Raw genomic sequence first — 19306 nt, 5'->3', positions numbered from 1 at the left:
CAGAAGCACCGGGGTTTCTTTCGGGGTAAGGCCGCGGCAGCCTGGTTATAACGCCGAGAAGGGCAAGTCCAGCAGTCCAAACTCGCCCCAGCGGGCGTAGTCGTAGTGCCACCACTCGCCGGGGTAGTTCTGAAAGCCGTGGGCCTGCATGGTAGTCAGCAGCAGGGTCCGGTGCCGGCGTACCAAGGAAGACACGGGCTCGAAGCTGGTATGCGCGGCCGGGCTCAGCGCGTCGAAATCGGTGGGCATGGGCAGAGGCTGGCCGGTGCTCAGCTTCACCAGCCCGACATCCACGGCGCAGCCCCGGTTGTGGCGGGAACCGCGCCAGGGCGGGGCCGCGTAGTGCTCATCCTGCACCGCTTGGTAAAGAGCCACCGTGGCCGAATAAGGCCGGTAAGCATCATAGACTACCAGGCCTACGTCCTGCCGGCGCAGGGCCTGCTGCACCTGGCCCAGGGCTTCGGCGGCCGGCTGGCGCAGGTAGGCGGCCGGTTGTGGGTAGAGCGGGCGCCCCAGCAGATTGTGCGGGGTAGCATACCGGATGTCCAGGCGCAGACCGGGCACCACGGCGGGCAGGCTGAGCAAAGCTTGCTCGGGGTGGGCGCGCACCAGCTCGCGGTAGCGGGCGGGGCTGCGCAGCACTACTAGGCCGTAATCATCGGCAGGCGCTTCGCGGGGAATACTCATGGTCGGGCCTGTTCGTAGCGGGGATGCCAGTACGCGCTGACGTGGCGGCGACGGCGCGGGGAGGTGCGGGTAAGCTCATGGGCATACACCAACTGACCCAACCGGCGCAAAAAGGGAAAACCCAGGGTATCATAGTCGTAGTGGTCATCGTTGAGCACTTCGTCGTGGTTGACGTACACCACGGCGGCCAGCAGAAACTCTACGCCGCTTATCGTATCGACGATGCAGGCATTATCGAGCAGAAACCCGTAGGCCTGCCCGATTTTGTTGTAGATGCGCACGCCGGGGGGCAAGGCAGCCGGGGGCCCGCCCACCAGCAAAAACTTGGCGTAGTTATCCGGGTACGCGGCCGAGTCGTAGCGGGGCCACTGACTTTGGCGGGGCAGCAGGTGCAGGTACTTGCGCAGGAAGGCGTAGTCGTCGGGCATCAGGCCAAAGCGGCGGGCGGGCGGCACAGCGGCCGGATACAGCAGGCTCTTGAGCAGATGCTGCTGGTCACGGACCGGGAAGGCATTTTTAGCGCCAAAATCAAAGGGCCGGCGCACCAGCGTGTCGCCCTGGTAATATCCCGTGCCCACCTGCTGGTGGCGCGCCCGCAGCGGGGGCAGCGGGTCCTTGTTTACCAGGGCCGGGCGCCGCTGGCTTACCTCGGTGCCGGCGCTGTCCACAAAAAACGTGAAGGGGTTGGCGTGGCGGGAGCCCGGCTCCTGGTCGCCCACGGAAAGCCGGTGAACCAGGCGCGTCCGGCGGGATGTGCGGGGCTGCAGTGCCGCGTTCAGGTACTGCTGCCCCAAAAACTCATAGAGGCGGTTGTAGGCGTCATTGTCACTCACCAGCAGCACTTTCCGGATGTAGTGCCCGAGCGTAGGCCGCCCGCCCGGCGCAGTACTATCGGCCACCACTCGCGTTTGACCGGCAAAGGCCGAGTCAATCTGCAGTGGGGTTTCGCGGCCCGGCCCCCCTAAGGGCACCCGCTTCATGCCTCCCAGGGGCCGCTGGCCCAGGCGTAGGGCTTCCAGCGTGAGGGCGGCGGCGGCCAGCTTCACCGTGCTGGCCGGGTAGATGTATTCCCCGGGGCGCCCCCGGAAGGTGAAAGTGCGGAAATGAGGCCTGCCGCGCCGGTCGCGGCGTACTCGGGTGTAGTACACCTGCACCCGATGCTGGGCCGGGGCCTGGAGCACGGTGCGCACGGCCGCGGCCGTATCCTGCCGCAGCAGGCGGCGCAGGGGGTTACCAGGCTGGGCCCGGGCCGCTGCAGCCGAACACATCATGCCCCAAAGCAAGATTACCAACCTCCTGTAAAGAAAAAACGTCCGCATAGCGACCCGAAGATACTGGCTTCGGATTGCTATGCGGACGTTGCTCGGAGAGATGGGACCTTAGTCGCCTACGCCGCCACGGGTGAGGTCGTTGTGGGGTTTGGGCTCCTCGCCCCCTTCCATGCCGTTGGTTTGCTCGGCGTTGCCGTAGCCGCCGCGGATGCCGTCTCCGTCGCCCATGTTTTCCTGGGTGCTGGTGGTAGCTTCGGGGTTGCCGGCGGCGTTCTGGTCCTGATCGGGGCCGGGAATTACGCCGCCGGTGCTGGCTTGCGGGTTCTGCGCGGCCTCGGGGCTCTGGTGCTTGTCGTGGTCGGAGGGCTGCTGTTGTTGGCTCATGGTGGGAATCGTTAGGGAAAGTGGAAAGAAAGGTTAGAGGGTTACCTGGCCGGTTGCGCCACCCGATACGCCGGTGCCGCTGCTGGCCGTCCCTCCCCCGATGGGGCCTTCGGCCTCGGGGCTGACGTTTTTGCCCTGGATGGGCTTGCCGCCCTCGGTGCCGCCGCTGCCGGAGTTGTCATCGGCGTTGAGGCCAGTGTCGTGGCTGCCGGCAGCCTGGCGGCCTTCGGGCTGAAAGTTGCGGGCCCGCTCTTCGTTCTCGGTTTCCGAGTCGAGGGGACCGGTGGGGTGTTGCGAATCGGCCATAACAGGAAAAGTCAGTAGTGAAACAGAACCTTAACAGCTATACGGCCGGCCCGGCCGACGGTTGGCCGGCTCAGGCTTTTGCGTATCTTGCTCAGCTATTCTTTCCGCCTATTCACGCCTGCTCGTATCATGTCAGCGCCTACCAATCCGGGAGCCGATTTCACTGCCCAAAAAACCACGGAGGAGCTTTTGTTCCTGGCCCGCAACCCTTCCCTGTACCACCAGAGCCTGGTCGACTCGGCCCGCCGCGAGCTGCAGCGGCGCGGACAGCTGCCCGCCCCCGAAGGCCCCGCCGAACCAATGCTGCCCCTCGATGGCTGGGAGGATGAGCCCGACGCAGTGTACAGCTGGCCCCGCCTAGTGCTGGGCGGTGTGGCCACCCTGGCCGTAGCCGGCGGCTTGTGGTGGGCGGCCCGCGGCAACGCACCTGCCCCCACCCCCGCGGCCGAGTCATCCGGACCGCCGGTGCTGGTATCGGTGGAAACCCATCAGATACCGGCTTTTACGGCGGAAGTAGAGTCTGACCTGAAAACGCTGAAACGGCAGCTGCCCAACCAGGAGCGGCGCGACACCACCGCCACCCGCAAATACTTGCTGCTGGCCCGCCGCTTCTGGACCGCCGAGCATCAGACTGCGTACTTCCTCGAGCACCTGCCCCAGGTAGCGGCCGACTCCACCCTGACCGGGCAGGCCGAGCTTATCGACCAGGAGTGGCACCGCCTCACCAGCGTGCTGGTGTACAACCACAAGCTGCGCCCCGTGATGACGGAGCGGCTGGCGCTGATGCGCGATATTGCCCACCGCCGCATGGAGGCCCTTATTCTGCTGAAGGGCCGCTACAGCCAGGGCCTGCCCCTGGGCGGCAAGGAGCTACAGGCCACCCTGCAACCAGTGCCCAACCTGCTGGCCGAGCTGCAGGGCCAGGAGGCCACTATCGAAGGCGGCCAGTTGGGCGGGTAGCCAACATCTGGCGCACGCGCAGGTTATCAGGCCATGGCTGACCTCCCTCCCGACCCGCCTTCCCTGGCCGAGGTGCTGGCGCAGAAAACCGACGCCGAACTGCTGTACCTGGCCCAGCACGCGCACCGCTACCCCCCGGAGCTAGGCCAAGGCGCCGTGCGCGAGCTGCAGCGCCGGGAGCTGATTCCCGACGAGCTGCCCTCCCCCCGCCGCGCCCCGCAACCAGCGGCCGACGAGCCGACGGAATCCTGGGCGCATCTGCTGGGCCAGGTGGCGGCGGGCGTATTACGGCCGCGCCCGGGCTATTTCGTCACGCCCATTCTGCTAGTGGCCAACCTGGCGGTGTTTCTGCTGATGGCCGCCAGCGGCGTAAACGTTTGGGAGCCTCGGGGCGCCGAGCTGGCCGCCTGGGGGTCGAACTTTTCGCCCCTGGTGCCCACCCAGCCCTGGCGCCTGCTTTCCTGCCTGTTTGTGCACGCCGGCCCGGCGCATCTGCTGCTGAACCTGGGTGCCCTCCTGCTACTGGGTTTGCTGGCCGAAGGCAAAGTGGGCTCGGGGCGCTGGGGGCTGGCGTACCTGGTGAGTGGCCTGGGTGGCAGCCTGACTAGTTTGTGGTGGCACACCCGAGGCATTAACTCAGTGGGAGCTTCGGGGGCTATTTTTGGGTTGTATGGCCTGCTGCTGGCGTTGCTCCTGACCCGCGCCCTGCCCGTCACCCGCGAAGACCGGGGCGGCATTATTGGGCTCCTGCTGTATTTTGCCCTGGGCAGCCTGGTGGGGGGCCTCGAAGGCGCCAACACCGACAACGCCGCCCACATCGGCGGTATGTTGACGGGGATTTTCGTGGGCTTGGTGCTTAGCTTCAGCCGGTCGAAGCCTTCGTCTCATTCGCCTTCGAACTAAGGCTCTAGGTTAGGCGCTTTGCTTTCCGTAAACTACTACCCCTCAGCGGGCTGAATGCTGCTGGTTCATTTTCCGTCCCATTTCCATGACCACTACTTCGCCCACCAACGACGATGCTCCGCAGCCTGATAAACGTCCCTCGCGCCTGCGACGCGCGGCGCAGGCCGTCAGCCGGGCCGCCCGCCTGCCCTTCGATGGGCTGGGCTACCTGTACCGCACGGGCCAGGAAAATAAGCACTTCACCCTGCCGGTGCTCAACGGTGCCTTTGGCGACCAGCTGGCCGCCCGCCACGACCCGCGCGCCATCCGCCTGAGCTTCCGCCGCCACGATGCTGACGTAGCCGTGGCTGACTTGCGCCTTTCCGCGGAGCGCCATAAAACGGTGGTGTTCCTGCACGGCCTGATGGGCGACGAGTACATCTGGCAAACCGGGCCCGAGCCAGCCGTGCGCTACGGCCCGCGCCTGCAGCAGGAGCAGCCGGTACACTGCCTCTACGTGCGCTACAACACCGGTCTGCACATTTCCGAAAACGGCCGCGCTCTGCACCACTTGCTTGCGGAGCTGGTGGCCACCTACCCCGAGGCTACCCGGGAGCTGGTGCTGGTGGGCCACAGCATGGGCGGGCTGGTTGTCCGCTCGGCCGGTTACTTCGCTGCAATGAAGAATGAGGAGTCAGGAATGAGGAATGCAGCCAGCGCGCTTCCCCAACCCGAAACCCGAAACCCAAAACCCGAAACTGAAAATTGGTCCCAGCGGCTGAAGTCGGTTTTTCTGCTGGGCGTGCCCAACGACGGGTCGTTTCTGGAGCAGAACAGCCACCTCACGTCCACCATCCTGCGCAAAATCAACCTGCGGCCCACGCGCTTTATCAGTGGCCTGCTCGATAGGCGCAGCAACGGCATCAAGGACCTGCGCCACGCCCGGCTGGTCGACGAGGACTGGCTCAGCCCGCACGCCGACGACCTGCTGCCCCCGCGCACGGTAGTGCCGCCCCTGCCCGGCGTACACTACCACGTGCTGGTGGCCTCCGTGCTGAAATCCGTGGGCTCGGCCCTGGCCGACTACTTCGGCGACGGATTGGTGGGCACCGGTAGTGCCCGCGGCACCGTCTTCGGCGACCCCGCCCTACCCCTGGACATCTACGTGAGCACCCGAACCTTCGCCCAGCAGCACCACGGCACCTTGCTGGCCAACGAGGAGGTATATCAGTACCTGCGGGCGCAGGTATAAGACCATTGTAAAAACAACGCCCCACCAGCGCAGGCTGGCGGGGCGTTGCTCAAACATCTTCTGATAGCCCGGGCCGGGCAGGCGGGCAGATAGGCACCAGTATCCGTGTTGCGCTAGTGCTTTACTACACGCTTGACTACCAGGCCCTCGCGGGTGTGCAACTGTAGCAGGTACAGGCCAGCAGGCAGGTCCGCGAGGCTTATTTGCTGGCTGATGCGGCCCTGCTGCACAGGCAGTACAATGGTGCGCAGCACCTGGCCCAGGGCGTTGGTGATGGTGACTGCTACGCTTGCCTGCTCCCGCAGCCCGGCCACTGCAACGGTCATGTAGCCGCTGGTAGGGTTGGGATACAAAGAGGTAGCTGCTTCCAGGCCCGTAGCGCGGCGGGCGGCCAGCGCAACGAAATTGGCATAGGTTTCCACGGAGTAGTTCTCGTAGCGCTCTTGCTCGGGGTTATACTCCTGGGTTAGCTTGCGGCGCAGCTGGTTGGTGGCTGTGTAAGCGAGCAGGTAGCGGTAGGAGTCTACAATTTGCCAGCTGTTGTCTATCCACTCATCTTCCTGTTCCAGCGTGGGGTTTCCGTAATCATCGTTGGTGTTGATGTAGCGGCCCTCATTCACCCATACGTTGGGGGCCGTCATCACCTGGTGCACCACCGTTGTGCTGCCGTTGGGCTCATACGTGAGCGTGTAACGCTCGTCGCCTTGCCAGGTCCCAGACATGGCATCCCAGGTCTGCTGTTCGTAGTAAGAAGGGCTAAGATCCTCCCAGTTATGCCAGGCAATGTTGCGGATCCGCTCGTCGTTCACGTATTTCTTCAACTCATCGTCCCAGTCCTCAAAAAGCAGGTCCGTCCACTGGTTGGCGGCGCTGAACGAGTAGGTCTGTCGGCTATCGGGCAGCCAGGCGTTGGTTTCCAGGTCGAAGTCTTCGAACACCTGGCTGGTGAGCAGGCCAGCGGGGTTGTACGTGTTGGTAGTTCGGTAGCTGCCGTTAGTTTCCCAGGCGCCATCTACCCACTGCTGGTACGTGTAGAGCGTTTCGTTTCCCTGGGCGTCGTATGTTGTCTGCGAGCGGGAGCTATTGATGTAGGCCGTACCATCCCAACCCTGGTAGCTGCTTTCTGTCTCGTCGCCCCGGGAGTTGTAAGTGACCTGGTAGCGTCCGTTAATGGCGTTGGTGGCCGAATCGGTGTAAACTTCCTGCGTCACTAGGCCCTGGGCGTTGTAGGTATAGCTGGTGATTTGTCCGGATACCCAGGCACGGTCCTCTTCGTCCCAATAGTGACGAATAGCCCGCCCCGGCAGGCTTACTGATGCCGTTCGCTGGTGGCGGGTGGCTTTCTGCGTGCCCCGCTGGCTGGCTTGGCGGTCAGGATGCCGTGCCTCCCGGCGAAAAAGCTTGTTGACCAATTCATTCCGCGACAGTTGCTGTGCGTGGCTGGGGCTGGCGGCCGCTAGTGCGGCAATCAGACAGGAAAAGAGTAATAGGTGCTTCATAAGTGACTAAAAATTGGTAAAAGGATCCGATCCTGTAATGTATAACACAGCCCGCACACTAGCCATTGCATCCTCCATTATTCATCCAAAATCCTGTTAATGAAGACATAAACGTTAGCTCCACGCCCAACATCAGCCTACAGCTTCTTCCCCTTGCAGACACGCACCCGGCAGAAGCGCTGTTCAGGCAATCAAAGAAAAGGCCCACAACGGAGTGTTGTGGGCCTTTTCTTTGCATGTTGTGGCGAAAGGTTGTGGGCCTACCGGTAGGTTTGGCTTGCCCCGGCCTGCCGCACGTACCGCTAGCCTACCTTCAGCTCCCCAAACCCAGCCGGTATCACCACCTGCGGCAGCGTCAGGCCGGTTTCGAGGGTGGCGGGAGTAGCTTCGGCAGTCTGCCCATCTACCACAAGCGTATCGACGGCGGAGGGCAGGCCGTGCAGCACCACGCGGTAGGTGGTGTACGTAGGCTGGTAGTCGCCTTCGATTTCCTGCTGTACCGTTAGCCCCTGGGCGGAGCCGACGACGCGGAAGCGGCGGGTGGTGCGCTGGCCCTGCTCGTAGCCGTAGCCTTCGCCCCCGTCGTCGTAGAGTACGCTCTGCTCTTCGCCTTCTGTGTAGTACACGTGCAGGGTGAGCTGCTCCACTACTTGCTCGCCCACATACTGCATCACGGGGTACATGGGTACCACGGCCCCGGCGCGCACAAACAGCGGAATCCGGTCGAGGCCGGCGCTGGCCCACACTTCGGCGCCCCCGGTCTTGGGCTCGTCGGTCCAGTAGTAGAACCACTCCCCGCGCGGCAGGTACATCCAGCGGCCATCGGCCCCGGCCTGAGTGATGGGGCACACCAGCAGATGGTCGCCGAGGCTGAACTCGGCCATGCGCAGGTAGGTATCGGTGTCGGTCTGGTCGAGGAAAGCCAGGGGGCGCAACATGGGCGTGCCTTCCGTGACGTACTGCCAAAAAGTGGTGTACATGTAGGGCAGCAGGCGGTAGCGCAGCTCAATAAAGGACTTAGCCAGCTCCATGTACTGCTCCCCGAACGACCAGGGCTCCTGGTCGCCGTGGTCGCCGGAGCTGTGGGTGCGGAAGAACGGGTGAAAGGCGCCCAGCGCTACCCAGCGCACGTACAGCTCCCCGTCGGGCGTATCGATAAAGCCGCCAATGTCGGAGCCGATAAAGCTGAAGCCCGAGATGCTCAGGCGCTGGCACTGGATGTTGGCCAGCCAAAGGTGCTCCCAGGAGGCAATGTTGTCGCCGGTCCAGCCGGAGGAGTAGCGCTGCCCGCCGCTGTAGGTGCTGCGCGTGATGGTGAAAGGCCGGTTGGGATAGGCAAAGCGCTTCACGCCGTCGTTGGTGGCGCGGGCCATCTGCATCCCATAGATGTTGTGGGCCTTTTTGTGGGTAGCGGGCTGCCCGTCGTAGTCGAAGCGCACGTCGTCGGGGAAGGTGCCTTTCTCGAACACGGCGGGCTCGTTCATGTCGTTCCACACGCCCTTCACGCCGGTTTCCTGGATGAGGCCCTTAAACAGGCCGGCCCACCACTCACGCACGTCGGGGCGGGTGAAGTCGGGGAAGTTGCAGAGACCGGGCCACACGGAGCCTTTCATCAGGGGCCCGTCGCCGCGGCGGCAGAAGTAGTCCTTTTCCAGCGCCTCGGTGTACACCGAGTAGTCAGGGTCAATCTTGATGCCGGGGTCGATGATAACAATGGTCTTGAAGCCGTCCTCGGCCAGCTCCCGCACCATGCGCTGGGGCTCAGGAAAGTGCTGGGGGCTCCAGGTAAAGCACCGGAAGCCGTCCATGTAGTCGATGTCGAGGTAGATGGCGTCGCAGGGAATTTGCCGGTCGCGGAAGCCCTGGGTTATCTGCTTTACGTTGCTCTCGGGGAAGTAGCTCCACTTGCACTGGTGGTAGCCCAGGGCCCAGAGCGGGGGCAGCTCGGGCGTGCCCGTGAGGCGGGTGTACTCCTGGGTGACTTCGAGCAGCGTGGGGCCGTAGATGAAGTAGTAGTTCATTTCCCCGCCCATGGCCCAGAAGCTGGTCACGTCGGCGCGCTCGGCGGCAAAGTCGAAGTACGACTTAAAGGTGTTGTCGAAGAAGATGCCGTGGGCAATCTTCTGGTGCAGTTCCAGGTAAAACGGAATGTTCTTGTAGAGCGGGTCGGAGCCCTTCACGTAGCCGTACGTGTCGGTGCCCCAGTTGCTGTAGCGCTTGCCGCGCAGGTTCATGTTGTCGGGCTTGTCACCGAGACCGTAGTAGTGCACGCCGCTTTGCACCTGCTTGCTCATCTTCACGATGTCGTTGCCGGTTTCGTACTCGTACTCCCAGTGGAAGCCCTTTTCGTCGGCGGAAAGCAGCGTACCCGAGCGGTCCAGGATGCGCACCCCGGCGTTTTCCTTGCTGATGGTGCAGATCAGCCGCTCGGTGGTGATGCGGAAATGGTCGGGCTTTTCCTTGAATTCCAGGAACTCCAGCTCCCGGCGGGCCTGCTCGGCCGGAATGGCGTAGCTGAAGTCGGGGGCAAAGCCCCCATCGGCGGCGTAGCGGAAGCGCAGAATTTTGTCGGTAACTACATACAGAGCGAGCTGCACGCCATTGTCGCAGCGGAACAGGAAGCCTGAATCGGTGCTTTGGCAAGAAATAACCCGGCCGGGGAAGTGCTCCTGCTTCCGCGCCGCCAGGTCGTTGATCATGTAGTTGTTATCCTGGATATTATCAGCCATTGCGGAAAGGTGCGAAACAGAAAAAAGGTCGGAGCGGGCCTAGAGCGGCCAACTTTATCGTGCAAGGTAAAAACGATTAAGAGGATTTTTCGCTAACATTCGCCGTAGCTTGCGTAAAGCACGCGACAAGCTCCTCCGTTGGGGTTTTTCTTTCGTCTATTTTCACCGTTCCAGCCATGGGAACCCCGAATTTGAAAGTCTTACTGTTGGGCTGGGATGAGCCGCTTCCGGATGCGGAGGCTCCCACTCCCCAGGCGCTTGCCCAGGCCTTGGTCCCCCAGACCGACGTTACCGTACTCATGCCCCACCTGTCGGCCGAGGCGGCCCCCTTCCCGGCTTCGGCCAACGTAACCAGCCTGGGCAACCTGACGGCCGCCGAAGTACAGGCCGCAGTGGCGGCCATGCGCCAGGCCACCCCCGGCCGCACGGCCTGGAATGCCCCCGCTGCACCCTACACCGGCTCCAGCCAGGACGCCGGCCCCGGGCTGGATGAGCAGGCGGCCCCGCTGCCGGCCCCAGTTCAGCCAGCGGAGGCAGAAACGGCGACGGACGTAACGGTTCCTGCGTTGCTGCTGCCCGATGCCTTCGAAATTGAGGGGGCGGAGCCCAGCGCGGCCGAAGCCGCGGCGCTCAGCCAGGCCGAGGATAATTTAACATTGGACCAAGCCCCAGAAGCCACCCCGGAAAACATTCCGGAAACAACCGAGGAAATCAGCCTGGGGCCCAAGCTGGCCGCTGCGGCCGAGCGTGCCTCCACCGACGACGCCCTGGCTATTCTGCGCAACGAGGCCGGCGCCCCCGGCGACCTGAACTTCCGGGTGATTCAGTACGCGCGGTTTGCTACCCCGCTGGCGGCCGGCAAGCAGTTTGAGATTATCTACGCTACCGACTGGCCTACCTGGCTGGCGGCGCTGGAAATCCGGCAGCGTACGGGCCGCCCCCTGGTGTTACAATTGCACTCCCTGGCTCAGGACCGCGCTTCGGCCGACGACTGGGGCTGGATCCAGGCCCTGGAGCGCCTGGCCCTGCGCCGCGCCGATGTTGTGCTGGTGAATTCCGAAGAACTCTGCCACCGCGTGCGGGCCATCTATAAACTACCTTTGCGCCGTATGCGCGTGCAGCCAGACCCGGCCGACGCTACCGAAGTAGCCCGGATTGTGCAGGCGGCCCTGACTGAGCTGGCTGGTTCCGCGACCTGATTTTTTGCTTATGACCCCCGAACACACTTTTGATGCTGAGCTGGAACTGGATGGTGAAAGCGGCGGCGTCTACGTTCTCATCCCATTCAGCGTGCCCGATACGTACGGGGTACGCGGCCCGCTCCCGGTAAATGCCACCATCGATGGGTTTCCCTACCGGGGCAGCCTCACTCCCCTCGGCGACGGCGCGCACGCGCTGCTCGTACAAAAGCAGATCCGCAACGCCATCGGCAAAACCTGGACGCAGTCGGTGCACGTAACCCTTTCCCGCGACACCGAGGAGCGGAGCGTGGAAGTGCCCGATGACCTGGCCGCAGCCCTCTCCCGTGCCGGCCTGCGCCAGCGCTTCGACGAGCTTTCCTTTACCCACCGGAAAGAGTTTGTGCAGGGTATTGAGCGCTCCAAAAAGTACGAAACCCGCCTGCGCCGCATATCCGATGCCGTGGAGCGCATAGCCGCGGGCCGCAAGCCGTAAGCAACGCTTTTTCAAAATCAAGGCGCGGGCACTGTGGCACATCCTTGATGTGCCACAGTGCCCGCGCCTTGATTTTGAAAAAGCGCCTAGGGTAGTCGCTGGAGTACCAGCACCGTGCGGTTGGTCACATACAAGCTCAGCTTGTTTACGCCGTCTTCCTGGAAGGTCTCGTACACGTAGCTATTGTCTACGCGCTGGAAGCCGCCAAACGCCGCATCGTCGGAGTTGAGGATGATGCGGTAACGGCCAGCGGTGGGCACAAAGAAGCGGTAGTCGGGCACGCTGCGGTCTACGTGGAAGCTGAAGACGAATACCAGCCCACCCCGCTCAAAAATCATGACTTGATTGGTGGCATCGATGTTCAGCTCCTGGGCCGGAGCGGCAGCCAGCAGGCGCTGGGTGCGGGCCGTGGTGACCATAGCCTTGTCGAAGGCCTGCAGGTACTGGTACTTCAGGTCGGGGTTGTCGGCCAGGCTCCACTGGCGGCGGGCGTAGTGGTGGCTCCAGTTGTTGCCGGCCCGCGGGAAATCCACCCACTCGGGGTGGCCAAACTCGTTGCCGATGAAGTTGAGGTAGGCCTCTCCTCCCAACGCCAGGGTGCTGAGCCGGATCAGCTTGTGCAGGGCCATGCCCCGGGCCACAACGGGGTCGGGGTCATCTTTGTGCATGTGGGTGTAGATGGACGCATCCATCAGCCAGTGGGCCAGGGTTTTGTCGCCTACCAGGGCCTGGTCGTGGCTTTCGGCGTAGGCCACGGTTTTCTCGCCGGCGCGGCGGTTGGTGAGGGTCCACCACAGGTCGCGCAGGTTCCAGTCCTCGTCGCGGGTGTGTTTGAGCAGCTTGATCCAGTAATCGGGGATGCCCATGCCCAGGCGGTAGTCGAAGCCCACGCCACCTTCGGCTACCGGGCGGCACAGGCCGGGCAGGCCGCTCATATCCTCAGCAATGAGCAGGGCGCTGCGCTTTAGCTCGCGCACCAGCGTGGCGGCCAACTGCAGATAGAGAATAGCGTCCTCGTCGGCATCGGGGCCGAAGTACTGGTCGTAGTGCCCAAAGGCTACGCCCTCGCCGTGGTGCTGGTAGAGCATGCTGGTCACGCCATCGAAGCGGAAGCCGTCGAAGTGAAACTCCTCCAGCCAGTAGCGCAGGTTGCTGAGCAGGAACTGCTGCACCTCGGGCCGGCCGTAGTTGAACAGCTTAGAGTCCCAGCCAGGATGATTGCCGCGGCTGCCTTCGTGGAAATACTGCCCGCCCGAGCCGTCAAAGTCCGCCAGACCTTCGGCTTCGTTTTTCACTGCGTGGGAGTGCACCACGTCCAGCAGCACGGCCAAGCCCCGGTTGTGGGCTTCGTTAATGAGGAATTTCAGGTCCTCGGGCGTGCCGAAACGGGAAGAAGCCGCAAAGAAGTTGGCTACGTGGTAGCCGAAAGAGCCGTAGTAAGGGTGCTCCATTACGGCCATCAGCTGCACGCAGTTGTAGCCCAGGGCCTGCACGCGCGGCAAGATGGTTTCGGCAAACTCGCGGTACGAGCCCAGGCGACCTTCCTCCGTGGCCATGCCCACGTGGCACTCATAAATGAACGGCTCCCGCACCACATTGGGAATGCGAAACTTCTGGTCGGTCCAGGCGAAGGGCTCGGCCCGCCACACCTGGGCGGCAAAGTCCTTGGTTTCCTCGTCCTGCACGGCCCGGCGCAGGGTGGCCGGCAGGCGGTCTTTGCCGCTCTGGCTGGTGCGCACGTGTACTTTGTAGCGGCTGCCGTGGGTGAGGCGGCCCGCGTAGTCTTTATCGGCCAGGAAGGTTTCCCACACTCCATCGGCGCGCCGCTGCAGAGGCGTGGCGCTCCGGTCCCACTGGTTAAAGTCGCCTACCAAAGACAGGGCCTCGGCGGCCGGAGCCCACTCGCGGTACCAGTGGCCCCGGCGCCGCGCATCGTAGTTGAGGCCGAGCTGCTGGTGGGCCGATGCGAACTTGCTAAGGGAGCCGTACTGCTGCTTGATTTCGGCCAGGCGGGCCTGCAGGCGTTCCTGTCGCGCCAGCAGCACCGGTTCATAGGGGGCCAGCCAGGGGTCGTTTTCGACGAGCGTCAGGTGCGGCGTTTCGGAAGCGGCGGTGGTTGAATTGAGCGACATAGCAGTAAGGGTTTGGCCCAAAGCTACGAGGCCCGGCGAATTATGAGGAGTTTCTGCGCTTTATATCTCCAAAGGCTACTGCCGACCTTCACCGACCGACCCAAGGCAGGCCGCTACCCAAGGCATCTGGCGTCTGTGACGTTGATACTGGTTCGCAGCCGGGCCTGTATCTTCGCTTACCATGAAACGACACGCCCTGCCCCTGCTGCTGGCTTCCTTGCTGGCCTGCACTACCGCGCCCCCCGCTACCACCTCTGCTCCCACCTCTGCTCCCACCCCACCGCCAGCTGTACCCGTGGCGGCTGCGGCGCCTGTAGTTACCGGTAAGGCCATGGTGGTTTCGGCCCACCCCGAGGCTTCCCGCATCGGCGTAGAAATTCTGCGAAAGGGCGGCAATGCCTACGATGCGGCCGTGGCAGTACAGTTTGCGCTGGCGGTGGCCTTGCCGGTGGCCGGCAACATTGGCGGGGGTGGCTTCCTCCTCTACCGCGCCGCCGATGGGCAGGAAGGCGCGCTGGACTTTCGCGAAACGGCCCCCGTGGCGGCTTCCCGCGACATGTACCTTGATGCGCAGGGCAACGTGGTACCGGGCCGCAGCACGCTCGGCCACCTGGCCGTAGGCGTGCCTGGCACCGTAGCCGGCATGGTGGAATTGCACAAGAAGCTGGGCCGCCTCCCCTGGCAGGACGTGGTGCAGCCTGCCATCAACCTGGCCACGCTGGGCGTGAAGCTGACGCCGAAAGAAGCCGCTGCCCTCAATGGCAACCAGGCCGCATTCCGGGAACTCAACGCCGGCCATTTGCCGGCCTACGTAAAGCCCCAGGGCGAGTGGCAGGCCGGAGAAGTTATCTACTACCCCGAGTTGGCGGCGGCCCTCACCCGTATCCGTGACCGGGGCCGGGCCGGGTTTTACGAGGGCGAAACGGCCAGCCACATCGTGGCCGAAATGCAGCGGGGCAAAGGCCTCATCACCCGGCAGGACTTGGTTAGCTACCGCGCCAAGTGGCGCACGCCCCTGCACGGCCGTTACCGGGGCCACGAGGTGCTCACGTTTCCGCCACCCAGCTCCGGCGGCGTGGCCCTGTTGCAGATGCTGCAGATGCTGGAGCCCTACAACCTGCAAGCTGCGGGCTGGCACTCCCTGCAGGCTACGCATTGGATTACGGAAGCCCAGCGCCGGGTGTACGCCGACCGCGCTACCTACCTTGGCGACCCCGACTTTGGCCACGTGCCGGTAGCCCAGCTACTGGAGGCCGGCTACAACCGCCAGCGGATGGCTTCTACCCTGTCCTACCGCGCCACGCCCAGCACGGCCGTAACGGCCGGCGCGGGCTTGCCGGGCTATGAGTCGGACCAAACCACGCACTATAGCATTGTGGATGCCCAGGGCAATGCCGTGAGCTGCACCACCACCCTGAACGGGGCCTACGGCAGCAAGGTAGTAGTGGCCGGCAGCGGCTTCCTGCTCAACAACGAAATGGACGACTTCAGCAGCAAGCCCGGCACGCCCAACGCCTACGGGCTGGTGGGCGGCACGGCCAACGCCATTCAGCCCGGCAAGCGCATGCTTTCCTCCATGACGCCGACCATCCTCACCAAAAGCGGCAAGCTTGTGCTAGTGACGGGCACGCCGGGCGGCAGCACCATCATCACCTCGGTACTGCAAAGCATCCTGCACGTGCTCGACTATGGGATGAACGCCCAGCAGGCCGTGGCGGCCCCACGCCTGCACCACCAGTGGCTCCCCGACCAGATTGAAGTAGAAGAAGGGGCCCTATCACCCACCGTTCAGGATTCGCTCCGGGCCCGCGGCTACGTGCTGAACCCGCGCGGGGGCTGGGGCCGGGTAGATATCATCCGGGTACTGCCCAACGGCCAGCTCGAAGGCGGCGCCGACCCGCGCGGCGACGACTCAGCCCAGGGGTATTGATTTAGAGCCACATTGGCCTACTGACAAACGAAAAGCCGCCCTTATCTAGAGCGGCTTTTCGTTTGTTAGCTGTTTGGCTACGACATTTTCATGTTGCCGGCGGCCGTGACCAGCAGCTGGCCGAGGTGGCGGAGCTGGTCGCCGAAGCCGTCGTGCAGGTTGGCGGCGGAGCGGGAAGCTTCTTCGCCTAGGAGCTGCAGGGTATGCGCGGCGGCCAGCTTGTCGCCGTTTTGCAGCTGGCTACGCAGGGCTTCTACGTTGGTATTGAGGCCACCAGAGCTGGTATGCTGCCAGGCATCCAGGGCTTCCATGATTTCGGAGCCGTTCAGGTGGCCGTGGTTGATGCTATTGCCGAAGGCATTGTTGGCGGCTTCGAGGCGGCCGGCGTGGTTGGGGGCGTGGTCCATATGGCGGGAAAATGCAGAAAGCGTACGAGGAATAGGTTTCCTGTGCTTTACGCCGGCGCGGCGCGGGCTGTTGCCCCAGAGCTCAGCTTTTCTGGCTGACCCTAGGGCAGCGGCAGTTCGGAGCCTTATCTTGCCCTTTCACCCGAGCTCCCCAACCCATGCTTTCCTGTATCCGTCGTGCCCTGCCGTTGTTGCCGTTTCTGCTGCTCCCGCTACTGCCGGGGGCCCTGGCCCAGCGGGCAGGCAGCGGCCCACCCACCCAGGACCCGTTCGGGCAAAAGGAAGCCGCGGTGGCGGTACGCAGCCTGGGCAACTACCAAAGCCACTCGGTGTTCGACAACATTCTCACCATCCGCAGTACCGATGGCGCTACGCTGCGCGTGCGGCCTTGGCGCACGGGCGTGGTGCGGGTAGAGTATTTTCCGCCGAGTCAGCCCGTGCAGGAAATTCCGTCGGTGAGCGTAGTGCAGTCACCGGTGCCACCTGCCCCCGAGGCGGCACGGGCCGTTCAGCGCCTAACCGGCTCGTCCAACAGCGGCGCGTTGCGCAATGAAGCCAATGCATTAGTATGGGCGCTGCCTGAAAGCTTTGGCACCTCTTACGCTACCGTCACCATTCAGAAAAACCCGCTTCGCGTCAGCTACCAGCGTGGCTCAGAAACCCTGATAGCCGAGGCGGGCGGCGCGTTTGAGCAGCTCACGCCCACCGGTGGCACGGGGGTTTCCTTCCGCCTTTCCCCCGATGAGCACCTCTATGGCACCGGCTCCCGCGCCCTGCCCCTGGACCGGCGCGGGCGCAAACTCACCCTTTACAACGAGGCCCACTACGGCTACCAGAATGGCGAGCCAACCCTGAACGTGAGCTTGCCCACCGTTGTCAGCAGCCGGGGCTACATGCTGTTTTTCGACAACCACGCCCCCGGCACCCTGGACCTGGGCGCCACGGAAAAGAACACCCTGGAATACCGGGCCGAAGGGCTCCGAAATCTGGCCTACTACATCATTACCGGCGACTCCTACGCCGAAATTCTCAGCCGCTACACCGCCCTCACGGGCCGGCAGCCCCTGCCCCCCCGCTGGGCCCTGGGTTTGGTACAAAGCCGCTTCGGGTATAAGTCGGAGCCGGAAATGTACCAGGTGGCCCGCCGGATGCGCCAGGCTGATTTTCCACTGGATGCCCTGGTGCTGGACCTTTACTGGTTTGGGGGCACCACCCAACAGGGCGACTTCCAGTGGGTGAAGCCCAACTTCCCCAACCCGCGCCGCCTGCTACACCGCCTCGATTCGACCGGGGTGAAAACCGTGCTTATCACCGAGCCCTACATCATGCGCACCTCCCGCCACGACCAGCTGGTGCGCAGCCAGGGGCTAGTGGGTCGAGACCAAAATGGGCAGCCCTACACGGTGGAGTCGTTTTGGGCGGGGCCGGCTACGCTGGTGGATATGTTCCGGCCCGCGGCCCGGCAATGGCTCTGGCAGCACTACGACCGGCTAAAGCAGGACGGCGTGGGCGGCTGGTGGAGCGACCTAGGCGAACCGGAAAACCAACCCACCGATATGCAGTATGACGCTGGCACTACGCGTCAGATTCACAACGCCTACGGGCAGGCCTGGGCGGGTATCCTGAGTGAAGGCTACGCCCGGCAATACCCACAGGAGCGGTTGTTTAACCTGGGCCGCTCGGGCTGGGCGGGTATGCAGCGCCACTCCCTGTTTCCGTGGTCGGGGGATGTGAGCCGGTCCTGGGGCGGGCTGCAGGCGCAGGTCCCCATCATGCTGAGCATGGGCCTGGGCGGGGTGGGCTACATGCACTCCGACGCGGGCGGCTTTGCCGGCAGCACCCCCGACCCCGAGCTGTATACCCGCTGGCTGCAGCTGGCCAGCCTCGGCCCCGTGCTGCGCCCCCACGGCTCCGGGGTGCCACCCGAGCCGTATTGGTACCCCGAGCCTTACCGGAGTGCCGTGCGCCGCTTCACGCACCTGCGCTACGAGCTGCTGCCCTACCTCTACACCCTGGCCTGGGAAAACAGCCAGACCGGGGCTCCGCTTACCCGGCCAATGAATTTCGGGGAGACGCAGCTGGTAGCCTCGGGCCTGCTGGAGCCCGACGACACAACCACTCCCCCGCTGGATTGGAGCTGGCAGACAGATGCCTCCTCGGCCTGGGGCCGGGAACGGCGCCTGGTTCGGCAGCGGCAGGCCTTTGCGCGCAGCAACCAGCCTCAGTTCACCAACGTCAATGACCAGTTTCTGCTGGGCTCCAACCTGCTGGTAGCTCCCGTGTTGCAGCCCGGGCAGCGCCGCCGCAACGTGCTGCTGCCGGCCGGCACCTGGGTGGATTTCGACACCCACCAGACCCTGCCCGGCAACCAGACGGTGGGCCGCAACGCCCCGCTGGCGCGCATTCCGCTGCTGGTGCGGGCCGGGGCCATTCTGCCCCTGGCACCCTACGTGCCCACCACCGCCCGCTACCGCACCGATACCCTGCGGGTGCGCTACTACGCCGACCCCAGCGTGCGGGAATCCAGCTTCACGATGTATGAAGACGACGGGAAGTCCAGGGAGGTAGCGGAGCAGTTTCAGCTGCTGGCTTTCGAAGGCAGCACCAGCACCACGGGCACGAGCCTGCGCGTGGCCGTGCGCGGCACCTACCCCGGTGCCCCTACCACTCGTACCGTGGAGCTGCTCATCCCGCGCGTAGCCGCTACCCCTGCTGCTATCCAGCTGAATCAAGCCACTTTACCCGCTACCGACTGGCAGTATGCAGAAGCCAAGCACACGCTGCGGGTACGTTTCCCGCTCGGCGCCCAGCCGGTGCAGCTAACGGTGCCCGGGCTGCAGCTCGACACCACGCCCGCCGCCGACCTTACCCCCGAAGTAGTAGAACTGCAGACACCCTCCAACCGCACCTTTGGGGGCAGCACTCAGCTCAACTATGCGCTATATCAGCCCGGTCACTATGCGTTGATGATTCGCAACAGCCAGGGCGAGCTGGTGAAAACGCTGCCGCTGGCAGCCGAAGCTGGCGCCCACCAAGTGCCTTGGAACGGCGACGATGTGCAGGGCCGCCCGGTGCCCGGCGGGGTGTACTGGGCCGAGCTATTGGGCCAGCACCAACGCCTCGTGCTGGTGCGTTGAGGCGCTAGGACAGACTGCTCGGTGTGCTTTCGGGCCTGCGAAACCGCCTTCCAGGC

General features: G+C 64.1%; 15 protein-coding genes. 7 read left to right on the top strand and 8 right to left on the bottom strand.

Features of this window, described 5'->3' with window-relative positions; translation table 11 throughout:
• Positions 1–45 precede the first annotated feature (45 nt).
• From FY528_RS00855 to FY528_RS00840, 4 genes are all read right to left on the bottom strand, one after another.
• The gene (locus FY528_RS00855; RefSeq protein WP_149069094.1) at positions 46–687 is read right to left on the bottom strand and encodes a M15 family metallopeptidase; all 642 of its coding nucleotides are present in this window, start codon (positions 685–687) and stop codon (positions 46–48) included.
• Positions 684–1958, bottom strand: a complete 1275-nt coding sequence (locus tag FY528_RS00850; RefSeq protein ID WP_187631937.1) for a serine hydrolase — start codon at positions 1956–1958, stop codon at positions 684–686. Before FY528_RS00850 ends, FY528_RS00855 begins: the two co-directional genes overlap by 4 nt.
• Positions 1959–2066: 108 nt before the next feature.
• On the bottom strand, positions 2067–2342 hold the full coding sequence (locus tag FY528_RS00845) for a hypothetical protein (protein ID WP_149069092.1): 276 nt from the start codon (positions 2340–2342) through the stop codon (positions 2067–2069).
• Between the two features lie 33 nt (positions 2343–2375).
• A complete protein-coding gene (locus FY528_RS00840; RefSeq protein ID WP_149069091.1) occupies positions 2376–2648 on the bottom strand; it encodes a hypothetical protein in 273 nt (90 codons plus the stop codon).
• A 129-nt stretch (positions 2649–2777) separates the two neighbouring features.
• Between FY528_RS00840 and FY528_RS00835 the strand changes: the two genes are divergently transcribed.
• The 3 genes from FY528_RS00835 to FY528_RS00825 all read left to right on the top strand — a co-directional run bounded on the left by FY528_RS00835 (position 2778) and on the right by FY528_RS00825 (position 5742).
• Positions 2778–3608, top strand: coding sequence for a hypothetical protein (locus FY528_RS00835; RefSeq protein ID WP_149069090.1), 831 nt, complete (start codon positions 2778–2780; stop codon positions 3606–3608).
• 33 nt (positions 3609–3641) lie between these two features.
• Positions 3642–4511, top strand: a complete 870-nt coding sequence (locus tag FY528_RS00830) for a rhomboid family intramembrane serine protease (protein ID WP_149069089.1) — start codon at positions 3642–3644, stop codon at positions 4509–4511.
• A gap of 85 nt (positions 4512–4596) precedes the next feature.
• Positions 4597–5742, top strand: a complete 1146-nt coding sequence (locus FY528_RS00825) for an esterase/lipase family protein (protein ID WP_149069088.1) — start codon at positions 4597–4599, stop codon at positions 5740–5742.
• Positions 5743–5855: 113 nt separating this feature from the next.
• Here the strand turns inward: FY528_RS00825 and FY528_RS00820 are convergent, their stop codons facing one another.
• Both FY528_RS00820 and FY528_RS00815 read right to left on the bottom strand, forming a co-directional pair.
• On the bottom strand, positions 5856–7241 hold the full coding sequence (locus FY528_RS00820; protein WP_149069087.1) for a T9SS type A sorting domain-containing protein: 1386 nt from the start codon (positions 7239–7241) through the stop codon (positions 5856–5858).
• A 302-nt stretch (positions 7242–7543) separates the two neighbouring features.
• Complete coding sequence (locus FY528_RS00815; RefSeq protein WP_232066353.1) at positions 7544–9970, bottom strand: glycoside hydrolase family 31 protein; 2427 nt, start codon at positions 9968–9970, stop codon at positions 7544–7546.
• Between the two features lie 191 nt (positions 9971–10161).
• Here FY528_RS00815 and FY528_RS00810 point away from each other — a divergent pair, with 191 nt between their 5' ends.
• Together FY528_RS00810 and FY528_RS00805 are read left to right on the top strand one after the other, a co-directional pair.
• Positions 10162–11169, top strand: a complete 1008-nt coding sequence (locus FY528_RS00810) for a glycosyltransferase family 4 protein (RefSeq protein ID WP_222931771.1) — start codon at positions 10162–10164, stop codon at positions 11167–11169.
• 10 nt (positions 11170–11179) lie between these two features.
• Positions 11180–11644: a YdeI/OmpD-associated family protein gene (locus tag FY528_RS00805; protein WP_149069085.1), complete on the top strand. Its 465-nt coding sequence runs from the start codon at positions 11180–11182 to the stop codon at positions 11642–11644.
• 86 nt (positions 11645–11730) lie between these two features.
• Here the strand turns inward: FY528_RS00805 and FY528_RS00800 are convergent, their stop codons facing one another.
• Positions 11731–13776 (bottom strand): alpha amylase C-terminal domain-containing protein, encoded by a 2046-nt coding sequence (locus FY528_RS00800; protein ID WP_149069084.1) that lies wholly within the window; start codon positions 13774–13776, stop codon positions 11731–11733.
• A 181-nt stretch (positions 13777–13957) separates the two neighbouring features.
• On the opposite strand from FY528_RS00800, the gene ggt reads away from it, so the two are divergent.
• The gene (ggt, locus tag FY528_RS00795; RefSeq protein ID WP_149069083.1) at positions 13958–15706 is read left to right on the top strand and encodes a gamma-glutamyltransferase; all 1749 of its coding nucleotides are present in this window, start codon (positions 13958–13960) and stop codon (positions 15704–15706) included.
• 77 nt (positions 15707–15783) lie between these two features.
• On the opposite strand, the gene FY528_RS00790 is transcribed toward ggt, so the two are convergent.
• Positions 15784–16113: a hypothetical protein gene (locus FY528_RS00790; protein WP_149069082.1), complete on the bottom strand. Its 330-nt coding sequence runs from the start codon at positions 16111–16113 to the stop codon at positions 15784–15786.
• Positions 16114–16271: 158 nt separating this feature from the next.
• On the opposite strand from FY528_RS00790, the gene FY528_RS00785 reads away from it, so the two are divergent.
• A complete protein-coding gene (locus tag FY528_RS00785) occupies positions 16272–19250 on the top strand; it encodes a TIM-barrel domain-containing protein (protein ID WP_149069081.1) in 2979 nt (992 codons plus the stop codon).
• Positions 19251–19306: the final 56 nt, after the last annotated feature.

Source organism: Hymenobacter lutimineralis, from assembly GCF_008271285.1.
Classification (GTDB): domain Bacteria; phylum Bacteroidota; class Bacteroidia; order Cytophagales; family Hymenobacteraceae; genus Hymenobacter; species Hymenobacter lutimineralis.
The sequence above is the reverse complement of the archived record's forward strand: the minus strand, read 5'-3'. Positions and strand labels throughout refer to the sequence as shown.